General features: G+C 47.4%; 11 protein-coding genes. 4 read left to right on the plus strand and 7 right to left on the minus strand.

What is annotated here, in order from left to right:
* Positions 1-40: 40 nt before the first annotated feature.
* Positions 41-1,891 carry a penicillin-binding protein activator gene (locus tag BUB22_RS10010; protein WP_073115003.1) on the minus strand — a complete coding sequence of 617 codons (1,851 nt, stop codon included), beginning with the start codon at positions 1,889-1,891 and terminating at the stop codon, positions 41-43.
* A 14-nt stretch (positions 1,892-1,905) separates the two neighbouring features.
* On the minus strand, positions 1,906-2,220 hold the full coding sequence (locus tag BUB22_RS10015; RefSeq protein ID WP_072811835.1) for a nucleotidyltransferase domain-containing protein: 315 nt from the start codon (positions 2,218-2,220) through the stop codon (positions 1,906-1,908).
* A gap of 449 nt (positions 2,221-2,669) precedes the next feature.
* On the opposite strand from BUB22_RS10015, the gene BUB22_RS10020 reads away from it, so the two are divergent.
* Positions 2,670-3,389, plus strand: a complete 720-nt coding sequence (locus BUB22_RS10020; RefSeq protein WP_073115004.1) for a hypothetical protein — start codon at positions 2,670-2,672, stop codon at positions 3,387-3,389.
* Between the two features lie 77 nt (positions 3,390-3,466).
* On the opposite strand, the gene BUB22_RS10025 is transcribed toward BUB22_RS10020, so the two are convergent.
* The 3 genes from BUB22_RS10025 to BUB22_RS10030 all read right to left on the minus strand — a co-directional run bounded on the left by BUB22_RS10025 (position 3,467) and on the right by BUB22_RS10030 (position 6,072).
* Entirely contained in the window at positions 3,467-5,455 is a 1,989-nt protein-coding gene (locus BUB22_RS10025) for an MORN repeat-containing protein (RefSeq protein WP_073115005.1), read from the minus strand.
* Between the two features lie 248 nt (positions 5,456-5,703).
* Complete coding sequence (locus BUB22_RS17185; RefSeq protein ID WP_256374639.1) at positions 5,704-5,826, minus strand: hypothetical protein; 123 nt, start codon at positions 5,824-5,826, stop codon at positions 5,704-5,706.
* 66 nt (positions 5,827-5,892) lie between these two features.
* Complete coding sequence (locus BUB22_RS10030; RefSeq protein ID WP_073115006.1) at positions 5,893-6,072, minus strand: hypothetical protein; 180 nt, start codon at positions 6,070-6,072, stop codon at positions 5,893-5,895.
* Positions 6,073-6,413: 341 nt separating this feature from the next.
* On the opposite strand from BUB22_RS10030, the gene BUB22_RS10035 reads away from it, so the two are divergent.
* From BUB22_RS10035 to BUB22_RS10045, 3 genes are all read left to right on the plus strand, one after another.
* The gene (locus tag BUB22_RS10035; RefSeq protein ID WP_073115007.1) at positions 6,414-7,958 is read left to right on the plus strand and encodes a sigma 54-interacting transcriptional regulator; all 1,545 of its coding nucleotides are present in this window, start codon (positions 6,414-6,416) and stop codon (positions 7,956-7,958) included.
* A 102-nt stretch (positions 7,959-8,060) separates the two neighbouring features.
* Entirely contained in the window at positions 8,061-13,385 is a 5,325-nt protein-coding gene (locus BUB22_RS10040) for an ATP-binding protein (protein ID WP_139258951.1), read from the plus strand.
* Positions 13,375-14,502, plus strand: coding sequence for a hypothetical protein (locus tag BUB22_RS10045; protein ID WP_073115009.1), 1,128 nt, complete (start codon positions 13,375-13,377; stop codon positions 14,500-14,502). Before BUB22_RS10040 ends, BUB22_RS10045 begins: the two co-directional genes overlap by 11 nt.
* A gap of 379 nt (positions 14,503-14,881) precedes the next feature.
* On the opposite strand, the gene lysA is transcribed toward BUB22_RS10045, so the two are convergent.
* Together lysA and BUB22_RS10055 are read right to left on the minus strand one after the other, a co-directional pair.
* The gene (lysA, locus tag BUB22_RS10050; protein ID WP_073115010.1) at positions 14,882-16,141 is read right to left on the minus strand and encodes a diaminopimelate decarboxylase; all 1,260 of its coding nucleotides are present in this window, start codon (positions 16,139-16,141) and stop codon (positions 14,882-14,884) included.
* A gap of 23 nt (positions 16,142-16,164) precedes the next feature.
* Positions 16,165-17,001: a hypothetical protein gene (locus tag BUB22_RS10055; protein WP_139258953.1), complete on the minus strand. Its 837-nt coding sequence runs from the start codon at positions 16,999-17,001 to the stop codon at positions 16,165-16,167.
* Positions 17,002-17,008: the final 7 nt, after the last annotated feature.

Raw genomic sequence — 17,008 nt, forward strand, 5'->3', positions numbered from 1 at the left:
GTGTGCTGCCGCGGGTTTCCTTTATTTGTAATCTCCCCGATTACTTCTTTTTCTTCTCGTCCTTCTTGTCGGATTCTGCGGTGGGCTGTGCGGATGCAGGCAGGTTGCAGCCTTCCATCACGTAGAACTTGCCCTTGCGGACGGTCACGACCTTCGTGTTCGTGTTCGCTCCACGTACAAACTTGATTTCGCCATACACGCTCTCGAACGAGGGCGTGTTGTTCAAGTACTTGGTGAGGCTTTCGGCGTTCTTCTGGATACCCGAGAACACGATATTCGCCGCATCGTAGCTGAGGCCGCTCACCTTGTCTTCGGCGGGATCTTCGCCCCACTTTTCCTTGAACGCCTTCGCGAATTCATCAAACTTGTCCTTGTTGCCCGAGATGTCGAGGCCAGGCACGCTGAAATAGGTACTGTCCACGAGGTGCTTGCCCTGGATCAGGAGTTCGCGGCCATACCAGCCCGAGGCACCGAGCATGGTGCCCGCAATCTTGTTGTAGGCGACCTGCCCCACCATGAGGCCCGCGTCGCCCGGGTTGGTGGAGGGAATGAATATGCCGGGAATCTTCATCGTGGAATCGGCCAGGTAGTCACGGCGTTCGCGGGCGTTCACCGCATCGAGGTCGGAGGCCCCGCGGGCAATGTTCCTGCGGCGGTTTTCCTGCTTGTAGCGCACGTCGCGGAGCAGCTTGAATTCGGTCGCGTAGTCGGGGCGGCCCTCCTCGTAACTGCGGAAGGCTACCACGTTGCCGCCGCGACGCTCCACCGCGCGGGTAAAGCTCTGCGACATGGCGGCGCCGTAATCGCCCAGCGGGCTAAGCACCGCGAACTCGCGGATGTCAAGGCACTTGGTGGCAAAGTCCGCAATCTTCTGCGCGAGGTTGTCCATCGTGATATTCACCTGGAAAATGTTCGGGCCCATCTTCGCGATGCCGTCGTCGGTCGCGGTCGGGGTGAGCATCGGGATGTTCTGGAAGTTGCTGCCGAGCCAGGCGGCAACGGTCGCGGCGGGCGCACTCATGATGGGGCCGATGACTGCGACGATACTATCCTGGTTCACCGCCTGCTGGGTTCGCATGAGGGCGATAGAGGCGTCGGCGCGGGTATCGGCGATGCGGATGCGCACCTTCTTGCCGAGGCCGGACTGTTCGTGGGCGAGGTACACGCCCCGCACCGCGGCGGCGCCGAATTCTGCAAAGTCACCCGAAAGCGGCGCGAGCACCAGGATGGTGGGCTTGCCGGCGCCAAGACCCTCGAGGGATTCGAGGCCCTGCTGGGCCGTAGCGGAAAGGTTCTCGGCGACACTGCCGTTCAATACCTTCTTGTACCAGTAGCGGGCGGCGCGGTAACGCTTGGCGTTCTGGCATTCGCGGCCCATCTGGAGCTGCATCCAGCCCACCACGTCCTTGTCGACCGGGTACTTTTCCATAAGCGCCTGCAACTGGTCGGCATTCAGGAGGCTTGCCGCAAGCGTCTGGATGGCGACATCCTTCGTGTGGCCCTTCGCGGCCGGGTTCTTGGTATAGGCGAGAATGCGGAGCATCGCCTCGACACCCTCGTAGACGGAACCCTGCTCGGTAAGCACGATGGCTCGGGCAAGTTCCATGCGCTCGCGGTACTCGGAGGCCACATGGTACTCGAGGAACTTGGAGGCAAGCTTCAGGGCATCGGCACGCTTGTGTTCGCGCAGGTAGCACTCCGTGAGGAGCACTGCGGCCTGGGCACCTTCGTGCTTGCGGAAGCTCTTGGAATCGGAAAGTTTCTGGAGCGCGGGAGCCGCCTCGGCACACTTGCCTTCGCGGATGAGGGACTTGGCCTTCGACACGTCGTCCTGGGCAAAGAGGGCCGTAGCGAACGCGCACACAATGAGAAAAGGTAAGAGTCGATTCATAATAATCTACTGCGCTAGTCTTCGGCGACAGTTTGAACCACTTCGTGTTCTTTCTTGATTTGTTTCTGCATGGTTTCCGGGAGCTTGGCCCAGTCCATGACATCCACGCGGAACGAAAGACCGCTTTCGGCAAACGCCTTCTCCACCGCGGTCATCGCCTCGAAAGAGAGGGGCCTTTCGGCAATGACTACAAGGTCGAGTTCCGTTTCCGGGGTAAGGTCCACGCCCGTGAGCCTGGGACCGTATGCCCAGACCTCCAGCCCCTCGAAATGGAGGGAAAGGATTCGCTGGACGGTTTCCAGTTGTTCAGTTTCTAAGCAAAGAGCCATAGTGCGACAAATATAGTTAATGGGGACGGTCAGGAATTGGCACGGTTGGCATGGAGCGTGCCAAAAATCGCCGATGCCAAATGTGAGAAAAATCACGCGATTTTGCATAGCAGAATGCGAAATTCGTCTAAAAACGGCATTTGGGGTTTCGCAGGCCCTCATCTTTGTCATTTTTTGACAAAAAATGCCCCTTATATGGGAGGCCACCCAAAGGAACCGAGGAAGAAATTTTGAGAAAAGACTTTACAAACCACAAACCCAAATCGATAAGGAAGTATGCGATTGATGTATTCCCTTTTTTCCAGCAGCAAGACATAACACCGCAGGGGACCCGACGGACGCGCACGGGAACGCGCCGCCGCCCCTACCCCTCTTCCCATAACTCGATACCCCAAAACCGGGGCATCAAAACAATCAAGCCCGACCATCGAGGCCGGGAAAAGGGAATTATGTCTATGAAGCAGACCCAGAAGACCACCGCCAAGTACAACCTCTCCAAGGAACAGGAGATGGAACTCATCCAGGCAATCCGCCAGGGTGACAACGACGCCGAGAACCAGCTGTTCAGCTCCCTCTACGGCTTCATGAAGAAGACGCACGAGTTCGGCCCCGACGGCATCACGGGCAGGGCGAGGGAAGAACTCAGCAGCAACTTCGAAAACGCGCTCGCCGACCTCGAGATTCTCGAGATCTTCCGCAAGTGCGTCGAGACCTACGACCCCGAACGCGGGTCGTTCAAGACCCATCTCGGCTACCGCCTGAACATGGCGGCCAAGGACCGCGTCCGCAACAGGACCAAGTCCAAGGGCTTCGACAATCCCGACACCCTCGTGTTCGTGGACACCGGTTCCCACGAGTGCGACGAGGGTGACGGCCAGAAGGGCGTCATCAACAGGTTCGACGCCCTGACCGCCGACTGGGCCGAAGCAAAGGCAATCGAGGACGAGGAACACGACCTCTGTTTCAGGACCATCGACCTGATTATTGAGCACTTCGGCGAGGAGAGCATCGAGGGTCGCTACGTGGAACTGTACTGCGCCCTCGGCGTGGACGGGAAGAAGCACACCGCCGAGATCTGCGAGGCGCTCGGCTGCTCGCGCCAGACGCTCAGCAATATCAAGAAGCGCATCTACGATGCGTTCGGCGGGATGTGGCCCATGGCGGCATAAGAACCTTCTTTGTGGTGAACCAGAAGCGGCGCCCTTCGGGGCGCCGCTTTATATTTGTACTGCGTAACGCAAGGAACCTATTGGAGAACGGCACCTTCTATACCCACATATTCCTTGTAGGCATTCCCCGTAAGCCATTTCTCCGCATGTTCATTCACGGACCTAAAAACGCACTCCTTGTTAGTGCATTCGGCAATTTTTTCTCCAAGCCTGTTGTGGAAATATTTGCTATTCGGGCCAGGAACATACCTCCCGCGCGCAGCATCGTAAACCTGGTGCGCGCCGCCGTTTTTAAACGCCACATTGCTCGTCTTCTGGACCATCTTGGTCGTCATGTAGGCAAGGTATGCTCCATCCTTCCCCCATTTAGGATTCACCAGGAAATCCACAAAGTTTTCCGCTTCAAGCCATTCATGCACACCGCCAGCACGAATACCGCTTTCCTTGATAAAGTTTTTATGGCTATTCCAAAGTTTTTCTATCAGGTCTTCACGGCCAGATGTTTTTAAACGTATAAAGAACTCGACGAAGCCTTCCCTAAAACTTTTCCCTGTGAAGTCGACAACAGCCTGCTTGAAAGCCAACCGGTCGTTGATAATGTCGATTTCCCTAGACCTTGGAATTTCGATTTTCGGCATTTTCTCTAGCTCGGCAACTGCCTTCGCGTTCTTACTCGAAGCAATGGCCCTCGCATACTTGCCCTCCTTCAAGGCGCCTGCAGCAGACTTCAGGAATGGCGTAGCAAGTTCGCCAATTTTTCCAACACCAAAGGGCATCGCGACGAAAGCCGCATTGAGGAGTTGCGCCTTGCCGTAATCCTTCCAGGAGGCTTCAACGCAATCATCGCCATAACATTGCCGGTCTATGGCTCGGAAAGACAATAACGTCAGTTCCACAGCCTCTAGCCCAGCAATGGAGAAGAAACCTACACCACAAACTGGACCCGCTACAGGGGCAGAAGCGGGAACTACGAGAGAACTCACACAGAAGCCGGCATCAACAATAGCCGCACCCGTAATAATTTTCTGGAACAATGCGTGGTGTTCTTCCAGCTTTCCAGCAATCCAAAGGCCGCTAACCCAAGATCCAGCTTTTTGAAGCCAACTCAATTCCTTTATTTCCCCCTCATCAAACACGAGTTTGACTGTGTCACCGCTTTCATTCGCAGCACGGAAGTACTTGCTAAGCCCAGTATGCCCCGACCAAATTCCCTTGATGTTCAATTCTCCGGATTCATAGGGAATTAAGCCACTCTGTGTAAACATGTCCGAGAAGTGGCTTGACGAGATTTCCCCTAGCCCGGCAATCTGCCCATCCGCAAAGTGCCCTGAGTAGGCATACAGATCCCCGACAGCAATATCTCCTATGCCGTGAACTTTCGCATTTTCAAATTGGCCATGGTAAAATATGGAATCCCCCTCGTGAACAACTATCAGAACACCCGTCCCTGCAACGCGACCGTCATTCAAGGGGCCAAAATATATGGCTTCGTCGTTTTCATTGAAGGGGATGGGTTCAAAATCAAAGAACCCACTCTCCATAGCGTACTCTTCAAAACTTCCATCATAAATGCGCGACAGAGGTCCCATGAACACCGCATCCGTGTCGTTGAAGGCTCCATGAACTTTCCTACCGGTGTACAATTCGGCCATTCCCGTATTCGTGTAAATGCACGAATCGAAATCCAGGCCATTGAATCGCCCTTTATAGAATTCGGTAGACGTATCAGAATGGATTATGGTAACCTCGGCCGACTCATCTTGCATAACGCCATTCTCGACGCTCCCCTGGTAAATCGTCCGCGTATTAACGGCCTCCACCTCGGCGAAACCGTTTGCCATTTTTCCACCTTCAAGTTCGCCCTCATAAACCACATGTACGGTGTCAGAACCATCAAAAAATTGGTTACTTTCGCCACCATAGATTGCGGATAAGGGACCATAAAACTCGTAGAGATTTTCGGAACCCTCCGATTCAATGCGCTTGAATTGGTTAGAGGTTTCGACCGGCGAGATATCGGCCGCATGGGCGAATGCTATTGCAGTAAGAATGATCAACAGAAACATAATGTCTCCTTTTCCTCCATTTTAGAGGCGTGAAATGGGTTTGTATTGCATATTAACTGTTCCTATTAAAATGAAGATTGAATATTAAAAAACAAATAAATTAAGTACTAATCCATTTATCAGGCCTCAATGATGGGGTTGGCTACATCAATAAGGGTGTTCGCTACTTTGATTACCTCCTTAATCTGTATAGGCGTTTTCCTCTAAAGGTGGCCCCATCTTACGCCGGGGCCGTTGCACATGTACCGTTAGAGATACCTGTTGAAGAAGTCTTCGATACCATCAAGGATATCGCGGACACAGTCTCCTGCAAACTCAATAGTATCTTCCATAAAGATACTCACCTCTTCGATTACTTCCTTAATCTGCATAGGCGTACTCCTCTAAAAGTGGCCCCATCTTGCGCTGGGGCCGTTGCGCATGTATCTTCAGAACTACTAGTCGAACAAGCTACCAATACCATCAAGGATATCGCAGACACAGTCGCCTGCAAACTCAATGGTATCGCCCGCGACTTCCAATGCGCCGTCAACGATATCGCCAGAGTGCGACACCACTTCTTTCGCGACACCAGAGGCGACTGCGGTTCCGATTGTTTTGACAAAGATCTCCAACATAGTGGGCTCCTTTGGTGCTTCTGCACCGATTGAAAAATGGAAAAAAGTGATTGTCCCCATTTTACCATGCGCAAGGGGGCTTGGCGCGAGGGTTTAATCAAAAAATTCGCTGATAAGCCATGCCGCAAAAAAGATCATCTTGGTAACTCCTGGGTCTCTTGTTAATCGTTAGATTTGCCGAATCATCCGGACAAAGAGATATAAGCAAGATTCGTGCCAAAACAAAAAATTGTCGTTTTTTGTAAAAAAACGACAGTCCTCCCCCAGATGAGTGATTTTTTATAGGTAAAATCTTACCTTTTCAGTAAAATTTTACCTATATTCAATAAGAGGTTGTTAAAATGACAAAGAAAAAAGTAAGCCTAATGACATGGATGGCAACAGAACGCGATCCAAACTTGTTCGCTAATGTTTTGCAAGCGGCAAAAAAACAATATGACGTAGAACATGCCTATTATCTCTACACCAGCGGGAAAAAAAGCAAGACGAAGGTCCTGGAACACAATTTGAAGTATATGGAAAAAAATTATTCTCCATTACTAGAGCCTATCCCGATAGAAATTAACAACCCATACTCAGTAGAGGAATTGTACGAAAAAATGCAAGACGCTTTAAAGCCCAGACTTGCATTGATGGGAGACTTAATCATCAGTACAACAGCAGGGACCACGGCAATGTACGCCACTTGGATACTGCTATATGTGGGCGGTTTTTTCCCTCTTGGGACAGAACTCTTTTCCGCACGAAGAAAGCAACCAAAAGGAGCCGTATATTTTGAGGAAAAAGATATTAAAGACGGCCCTGAGCGAGAACTTCAAAAAATCAATAACTTCAAATTTAACACGTATCTTTCTCAGTTAAGAACGCTTGAAAAACAAACCGACGAAACTTCACAAATCTACCATTACAACGAGCCTAGATCAATCAAGGGAAAAGTCGCGCACGATAACATACTAAGATTCGCCCATGTTTCCGAAGCGCCTATATTAATTTACGGAGAACGCGGCGTTGGAAAATCTACGGCCGTGAAGGAATGGATTCTTAAAATAAAAGCTATGGTTAAAGAGAAAAAAGAACTTCCTTTTGTTCCAATCAATTGCAGTTCGTTAGACCCAAATTTGGCAGAATCTATAATTTTCGGCTATGCTCCTGGCGCCTTTACTGGAGGCCTAAAAGACGGAGCCGTAGGATTAATCGAACAAGCTCGCGATGGAATTCTTTTTCTTGATGAAGTTCAAGATCTTAAAAAAGATGTTCAACGAAAATTGTTACAGGTTTTTAACGACCATTGTTATAGAAAAGTTGGAGACACATCTAATGAACAAATAGATATTAGATTCGATCTGATTTGCGCCACAAATAAATCTGAAAAAGAATTAAAACAGATGCTTGATTTGGATTTCTACGATAGGATCTGCATTTACAAAGTCACACTTCCTCCATTAAGAGAATGTCGCGAAGATATCCCAGATTTATGGAATGATACCTGGCGAAACGTCTGCCTTAGTACAGGTCATGAGGAACTCTTAAACAAAGGAGGAATCAATCATTATTTAAGCGAATACTTCGCCAAATCAAATCTATACGGAAACATCCGTTCGTTACGGAAAGTAGCCTTCTTGAAAATTGCATGGATGAATGAAAAAAGCGACAAGGAAATTCTTGAAATGGTAGCAGATGAAGAAGAATCGGAATTAGAAACCGCCTCTTTTTCGCAGGATTCATTTTTTGAAAAATACGAATCTATGCCATGGAAGGATACCGATGCTCAATTTCGTAGGGACCTAGCACAGTGGTCTAAACAAAAATACGGTTCCCTATCCAACGTGGAAAAAAAACTAGGCTGGAAAATCCGGAATCTGCAAAACGCATTAAGAAATGACTAAAAAATGGAGGCAAAATCCGAAAAATCAACCAAATTTTGAAAACAATTGCTGTTTTTCAAGTATTTTACTTATATTACTTGTATAAGAAATAGGATGGTTTTTATGCAGGAAAAGAAGTTGCTGGGGCTGCTGGAAAAGCTAAATAATAGCCAAAGTGCCGAAATTAGCGAGTTTAAGGAACTTGTTTCTGCTTTTGACAATGAAATTGTATCCATTGATCAAAAATTGGCTGAACTACAGGATTGTATCCATTCGTATAAGTTGCCTGCAAAAGACGAATTGGATCTTGTGACACAAGCCATTGAACAACTTTCGGAAAAGTATCGTAAAATCTATTCTTTGACAAAGAACATTACGTCGTCCGAAGAAATTCATGAAACTGATGGGGTAGAAAATTTCATTTGCGCTGTTGAACATAGTAAGCACTTGGCTTTACGTGCAAAGGTGAATGAGGCCCGCGAAATTTTGAGCAGGTTCTGTCGAATTGTCCCGCCCTCCTCTGATCCTAAGTGCATAGAGCATCACCAGCAGCAAGCGCAGAATGCCCTAGAAAAACTGGCTAATATAGAAAATCAAGATGTTGAATCGCTTCTAGAACTTGCAAATGCTCCGAAGGTATTCTTGGATGCTTTTGACTGTGATTCCGAGGCGGATGAATTTTTTGATTTGGTCGAAAAGGCTCGCGAGATTTATGGTCAAAAAGTTTCTTTCTTACTAACGATCAAAAAGTTTAGAGAAGCGGAACCCCAGGAAACTGTTGCTCAGGAACCTGAACTCAAAAAGCCTGAACCCCAGGAAGCTGTTTCTCAGAAACCCGAGTCCCAAGAACCCGCAACTGAGAAGCCTGAACCCCAAGAACCTATAGTTGATGAGCCTGCTGTTGAACAGCCCCCCGTCCAGGACGAGCATATTAGTGCTAATGGCGATGTAATTGTACCGCCGTTGAAAAAATTTAAGGACGATATCATTCCCTTGCTCCGTAGTAAAATTCATAGCTTTGTTCTTCCTGCGCTTTCAAAGTTTGGCTTTTTAAATAGGCACCAGATTAGTGCGATTTTGAAGCCTATCGAAGGCTTTCCTGTTGGTGGCATGCAAATGGATGAGGGCGTAAAGGCGCACATGTATGTAGAGTACGAAATGGCTGGGGTAGATGGTGATCAAACCAGATATTATACCCTTTCTCGATACTTTAGTGAAGGATTTAATAAAAACAAGGACAAAGTTAAAAAAGCCCTGCTTTTGTCCTATAGCCAAGGCGGTTTGATAGGGAAGGCCTCGCTTTCCAAAACTGAGGCTGATAGTCATATCAGGAAAAATGGTGTGCTTTTCACATATTATGGAAGCATGTCTCAAATCCTTGAAAAACAGAATTTAAAAAAGATTGTTGATGAAACTGTTCGGACGAAAAATAGTTACAAAGTTCCCGTTCCTTATGAAGATCGGTGTGTTGTGTGTTATCTGATTTTGGATGCTTCTGATGCCGCGGAATCAGATTGCCAAGACGTCTTGGTTGTTGCCGATGCTATAGAGATTCCACAGGTGTTCAATGCTGCTTGCGAAAATGTCTATGTGGCCAAGGATGGAAGGATTTATAAGTGTAATCCCAGGGAGGGCTCCGTTAGCGATCAGGTGCTAGAAATTGAAACGAGACCGGAACCTGTAGAGCCACAAGAAAAGGAGCCAGAGGTGTCTGCAGTGCCGCTTCAAGCAGTAGAGCCTGCAGTTCAAGAAGAAAACGACATTGTTGATGATACAAGCAAGGACGCTCCTCCTCCGCCAATGGTTGATGATTCTGTTTATGTTGCCGATGACGCGAATAGGGAGCCCATTGAAGAACCGACTGCAGGGCAGTTGATAGGGCTCCGTTGCAGGCCGAAAGAAAGTGAACTCCTCTATGTTGCAGAGGAATTGTTGAAGGCGGATAGTGACGAGGATGTTGTTATTCAGTCCTTGCTTTTGGCGGAAACGGCATCCTTTGAAGAAGGATTTAATAGGTGTGGGCAATTATCAAAGCAGATTCAGCTTGCTACACATTTGTTCTTAGACAAGTCTCTTAAGTATTCACAGGAAGTTGTCGTTGGTCTTGAATATACCTTGCCGGAAATTACGCTTGCAATTTATTTGCAAGGAATGGTGACCCCTGTCCCGCATGATTATGGATTCAAAGGTTTGGTAAGGTCTAGCTTTGAAAACTTTGACAACGAATTCAAAGATTTTGCGGAATTCAAACCTCTCTATAATGCCCTGTTGGTTTCTTTGGAAACCTATGAACTTGGTTTTACCAAGAATGTTCTGCGCTCTATTGATTCTAGTGAAAACCTTAGCAGGCAGATGAACGCTATGAGGGAAAAGGCAAAGATGAGCTTGATTCCTTCTCGTTCTAGCATTATTTTAGCTCATAAGCCGTTTAATGCTAAATACTTGTACGACCCTAATTGCGATATGTACAAGTACGTAAAGTGGGTCGAAGAAGGGAAAACGGATTCAAAGTCGTTAGGGGAACTCAAATTTTTCCTGGAAACCATAGATGTACATGAAGAATTGACCTTGGAAAAGGTAGAAGCGTACGTTGATGAATGCTGGGCCGAGTTTTTTAAAAAGAGTAGTACATCCCATGCGGTTAAACGAAAGTTTGTAGATGTCTTTTACAAGAGGATTGAAGTTGTAAAGGAATGGGTAGACTGTTTTGGTGGGGATGCTATTGATTCTTCTGCACAGCAAGAACGCAAGGATGCACGTGACAAAATTGTTCAAATTATTGACTCTTTGTTTGCAAATCTATCATGGAAAAAGCTGGGTCAAGGAAATATTCTTGAACTTGCCTTGAAGTATATCAAGATGTACTTGACGTCAAGTATCCCTGAAAATTATATGCTTTCCTCGTTCTCGGAACTGCTCAAGACGGGTTGCATTTCCTTGGATGAGGATGGAATGCCTTTCTTGGATCGTAATATGACGTTAATCCGTTATAATGAGCCCTGGCTTTACGCTTTACGCCATATTGTTGCCGAGAAAAAGGATTTTGATTCCGTAAGAGAAAGTATTACGACAGATGGTGATGTAGATTACAATAATCGACTTTCTCTGTTTGACAGTTTACACCAGCTTGATATGATAGATCTTTACCTGAATAGGAATTCTTATTCAAGTGAAGAGGAAAAGGAAATAACCTGGAATGCGGCTAGAGTGCATGCTGAACACGGCAAAGACAAGTTCAAAGATGATGTGGGCTTGCGTTACACCTATGGTCAATTTGGCGAGCGTGAAAAAGAAGAGCTTTTTGCCATGGTTGATCAGTTCCAAGACCAGTTCTTTGAAAGGGGTGATTTTGCTCAATGGAAGTGGTTCCTTGACGGTTTGGTGGAGCGGGAAAATGGGTTTGCTGTTCGCATCGGGAAAGGCTTGGCTGAACAACTTCAGAAGAAGAAAGCATCAGAAGAAGAAAATGTTTTCTTAAAAGAAGCGCAGAAGGCCTTTGATGAAAAGAACTACGCTCTTGCTGAAGAGTATATTAACCGCTACGACCATAATGACGATGTGGAAGATTATAATGAGGAACAGAATGCAGAGAAATCATACTTTGACGATTTCTTATCCCCAAGGGGTGCTAAAGCTCTGATTGGAGTTTGTAGGACAAATGCACAAAGACCTGTTGCTGTGTATGGCGAAGAATACCTTAAAGAAAACGTGACCACTTTGGATGTTGTTGCTGAAAAGAGTGATTCGCTTCTTAGAAACTGGTGGTTGGATCAGTGGAACGACCCTTTGCGCATTCAAAAGACACAGAATTTCTTTGACGCAATGGGATTTGAAGTCTCTGAAGTTACAGAACGAACTGCCCCTGGTGAATCTTTTAAGCATTTTACTGTTAAGGTGAAGCCTGTAGACAAGTCGTTGCGTTTGTATAAGCATCCTATTACCAGTTTTGGTACAGGACTTTCTAGCATTAATGTGATTTGTGTGAATAGGAACTTGGTTGCGGATAATCTTGTCCCTGATATTTTTGATTACTGTGTAAAGAAGAGCTTGCGCTCAATTAATACGGTTGTATTGATTAATCTTCCTCTTGACCTTTCGTATCGAAACCGTGTTGCCGACCTTACGCATACACCAACGAATAGCAAGAATCCGTTCCTTTTGATTGATGTCGTGTTGTTGGTCTATTTGGCGAGTTTAAGGCGTAGTGAACGTATTACGGCAATGCTTCAATGCACGTTGCCCTACTCCACCTATCAGCCTTTCTGTGACGACAATAGTTCTTCGGGTATTGGCGATGAAATGTTCTTTGGTCGAGAGGAAGAAATTAGTTCGCTAACTACGGATAATCCACCTTGCTTTGTGTATGGCGGCCGTCAGTTGGGTAAGACAACCTTGCTCTTGCGTGCGGCAAATCTGTGCCATAAGCCTGAATTGAAGGAAGTTGCGGTATATGTGGATATCAAACATTGCAACACCGAAGGATCATTTGTTGAAAAAATTGTCCAGGCAATAAATAGCAAACTTAGGGCGTCCCGTATTAGCATAATTCAACCTTGCAAAAGGATTAGTATCCTAAAAACGAACATAGAAAGGCATTTTGGAGAGGGTAAACTGGTATCGTTGTTCTTGCTGATGGATGAATCTGATGTTTATTTGGAAAGCATCTCTAAGGATAATTACAGCAGCCTAGAAGATTTTATTGCTTTGAAGCGCAGTACGCATAATCAGTTTAGATTTGTGTTTGCGGGCTTGCACAATGTGAGTCGTGCAAAGAATGCCGCAAGGGATAACAGCCTTTTGGGCCAGTTTGGTCGACCGCTTTGTGTTCGGCCCTTACGTTATCGCGATGCCTCAAATTTGCTGCTTCGCCCGTTGCGTTATCTTGGATTTAAGGTTGCTAAGTATCCATATCTAGATTCTATCCTGGCTAATACCAATTACTATCCGGGCATGATTCAGTTCTTTGGCAATATTTTGGTCAAAAGGACTCTGATTGATAAATACAACTACAGCTCTAGTGGTGGCAATCCTCCGTTCCTGTTGGATCGTTCTCAGTTGAGTCGGGCAATTGCGTCAGATTCTCTGAATAAGAGTATTCAGGAAAAATTTGTGATGTCCCTGCAATTGGATGATCGATACTTGATGTTGTCCAAATGTATTACAGCCCTTTACCACATCAATGATAAATCTAATATGATTTGGATGGGCTTCTCCATTGCAGAAATCAAGGAAATGGCTGATTTTCTTGGCGTAAAGATTCTTGCGAATGAAGAGCACTACGAAGACCTGCTCAACGAAATGGTGGATATGGGCATTCTTGAATTGTCTGATAACAAATATCGTTTACGTCGTAGGGCCTTTGTTGATATGATTGGCAGTAGCCTCGATAAAATTGAGCAAGATGTAAAAGAAGCTAATTTTGAGTTTGATAAGAAAAATGGAACGTAGCGCATTTGAAATATATTGGTGGGAAAAGATAACTAGTGCATCGGCTTTTGTTGATGCTACGGTAACCGCCTTGCGTGAGTGTAAGCTGCCGGTGTTGCTCGTTCCTAACGACTTGCCATGGCGAGATTCTATGCGTTATGTAATGCAGGGGCATGCCGTGGCGGATTGTTCTCGGTTAAGTGTAGAAACTATAGATGTTCTTGACAAAAACAAGGAGAACCGTACTCCGGGTGTATTTTTGTTGAAAATGTTGGGCGACGATACTTACCGGGGAAGCTCTGTGCATACGATTCAGCAGCATATTCTGAACAATAACCTAATGCAGGGCAAATTGCTTTGGATTAAGGGATTGTCGGAAAAAAATGTTGACCAATGGCTGAAATTTTGTAATGGTTTTGAAATAGAAAAAAGAGAACGCGGCATGATCGTTGTCGAAATGCCATTTGATAACGATATATCTCAATATAAAAATTTAAAAGCCATTCGATATGAGTCTCTTATTCGCGATTATAGCGTCCAGTTGTTTATAGAGTATGTATTGGATGATAAAGGGTACGACAAACGGTGGAGACACTATTTATCGATGCTTATTTCAACGTTGTGCAAGAAGGATGTTGAAATTGCCTGCATGCTGGCGCAGGATTATAAACTTAAGGTCTGTCGCATTGATGAAGCGTTGCGAAACATTTCGGTAGATGCAAGATTTGCAAGGCGTGGGTGCTCCGAAGATCATATTTTGAATTTAGTTCGTAATAAGAGAACAGAGAAAATTGATAGGCTTATCTGGACCGCTCAAATGCAGGTTTTGTTTCCCATAATGGAAATTGAGCGTATTAAGTGGGTCGAACGGTATTGGGCAGAAATAAAATCTGTTATAGAAACCCGTGGTATTACGGTTGTTGGCGGCAATACTTGGATTGCAAATCCGTATGAGGCAGAATTAAAGCGTCTTTATGAGTTGTATAAGGGTGAAGCTTTGGATAAAGAACGGGATAAAAAAAGAGAAAGCCGCCTTAAGTTAATGTACGAATGCCGTAATGAATTAGCGCACCTACATATATGCTCTCATGAAAAGGTGTACGCTTTGCTGGAAGCCCAGTTTGAAGATTTCTTTTAAAAGATAACGCCCCGCTCATGTGCGGGGCGATATTGTAAGGGAATATCCCCGCCGACATTGCGGAAAATCCTGAGAATTTCATCCCTGAAAAGGTACTTTGCGATTTGTGCGAATAGCGGCTATCCGATAAAACTCTCTAATTTCCATAATGTTTTTTGATTTGTTTTTTTCACAAACTGAACAATAGTCAAAAGCGGCGGCTCCCGGAAACGGAAGGCACCTTTTTTGTTAGATTTCTTTTGAATTAAGAAGCTTTACCGGACGCTAATATAAAATATATATTCCCACTAAAAATGAAAGCCCGCGGATATTTATTCCGTGGGCTTTTATTATAGACCCTATCGGTCGAGCGCAGCTCTCCCTCCAGGGTGACATTCACTTACAGCTCAATCACCCTGTCGTTCTGCAAAAGTTGCTCGAACGTCTGCCTTTCGCGGATGACCTTGAGTTCACCGCCCGTGTACATGGTCTCGGCGGCGTAGCGGCGGCTGTTGTAGTTGCTGCTCATGGCGGCACCGTAGGCACCTGCGTCATGGAGAATCAGCAAGTCGCCGACCTTTGCTTTCGGGAGCTTGCGGGTCACCACGAAGCCGCCTTCTTCCTGCGTGAACACGTCACCGGATTCGCAAAGCGGGCCCGCCACGACGGCATCGACCATCTCGTTCATTTCGCGACCGTCGCGGGCGATGATGGAAATGCCGTGATAACTGCCGTAGAAGCTCGGGCGAACGAGGTCAGTAAAGCCAGCATCCACCAGGTAGAACAGGTTGTCGCCCTGTTTTTTGACGGCGCGGATTTCGGCCATCAGGTAACCGCTTTCGGCCACCAGGTAACGACCGGGTTCGACTTCCAGGTGAACCTCGTGGCCGATGCTCTGCTGGATGTTCTTGCGGGCCTTGTCCCACAGGTCGTAGTAGGCCTGCATGTCGATGCGGTTGCCCTTGTCTTCTTCGTGGTACGGAATCGGGAGGCCGCCCCCTGCACTGATGGTGCGGAGGTGAGAGCCCAGGCGGCGGCTGGCATCCACCATAGCATCGCAAACCTGCGAGAGGTGTTCGAAGTCGGAGCCGGAACCGATGTGCATGTGCAGCCCGGTAATCCACATGCCGTTTGCCTGCGCGAGCTTGACACAGTCCTTGATCTGTTCGTGCCACACGCCGTGCTTGCTGAGCGGGCCACCGGTATTCACCTTGCTGGAATGCCCGTGACCAAAGCCCGGATTCACGCGGAGCGTGAGTTCCGACTTCACGCCGAAATCGGCCAGCTGCTGGATCATGTCGGGCGAACCGACGTTCACCGCGATGTCGTACTTCTTCACGAGTTCAAGCGCGTCGCGGTCGAAGATGTCTGCGGTGTAGACAATTTCGGGAGCCTTGCCCTTCTGCTGACCACCCTTGAAACCCGCCTTCAACGCGCGCACGATTTCGCCTGCAGAAACCGCATCGACCACGCCACCGAGCTTGCGTACGAGCGCTACGATGGAGAGGTTCGGACATGCCTTCTGGGCAAAGCGCACGGTGTCGAAAACCTGAACTTCCTTGACGCGCTTCTCGATGGTGGCGCGGTCATAGAGCCAGAGGGGGGTGCCGTACTGTTCGGCAGCCTTCACGAAAACTTCTTGGGGGATGGAATAATTCATGGGGGGAAAGATAGTAAATCTCCCTAATACAGATACCATTCCCAATCAATCTTGTAGACACTGGTGTATTGGTACTGCGCCTGCACGCTGTAATCGGCCAAGTAACCCACTTCAGAAACTGTCTTGCACCCACCCGACACGGTCTTTTCGTCATCGCTGGAGGGGTCATCGTCTACGACCTTCGGGCAGACTTTTATTTCGTCCGTATTTACAGGAATAGTCAGCGCCTTGCTGCTTGTACCGCTCCACGACGTGATATCGACCTTGTCCAAAAGCAGACCCGTCGACAAGGATTTCAACAGCGAACCCTCCGAATAGCAATAGACCGTAAAACTCACCTCCGGATCGCCCGCGTTATCGAATATGTCCCAGTCACTCGACACCTGCTTGTAATAGGTGAGCGAGAACTTCATCGTTTTCGAGGTCTTTAGGTAATATGTCTTGGCAGGAGCCGAGCTGCTAGAACTGTAGTACGAGTAATAACTTGAGGAACTGTAGCGGTAACTCGAACTTGAGTAGCAGATATAGTATCCGTAATCATCATAGCACTTATTGGTGCAGTAAGAGCATTCGTAGTACCCGTAGGCATAGTAGCAGTTGCTGCAGCAAGTGTAGTTATAGCGTGCCTCGCACACGCTGAGGGCTTGCGCCATTGAACTGCTCGACGCCTTGATCTTCGCTTCACGTTCCATAGAATAATACGTGTCATTGCGTGCCCAATCTTCGGCATCCTCGATATCCTCGCCGGCCATATACAGCGGGCTATCTCCACATGCAGTGAGGAACGCCATAGCAAGGCCGGCCGCCAGTGCGACAAGAAGGGCGTGAATCCATTTTTTTTGAACTTGTCTACAATTCATGGTACCT

The organism is Fibrobacter sp. UWCM (assembly GCF_900129735.1).
In the GTDB taxonomy this organism is placed as follows: domain Bacteria; phylum Fibrobacterota; class Fibrobacteria; order Fibrobacterales; family Fibrobacteraceae; genus Fibrobacter.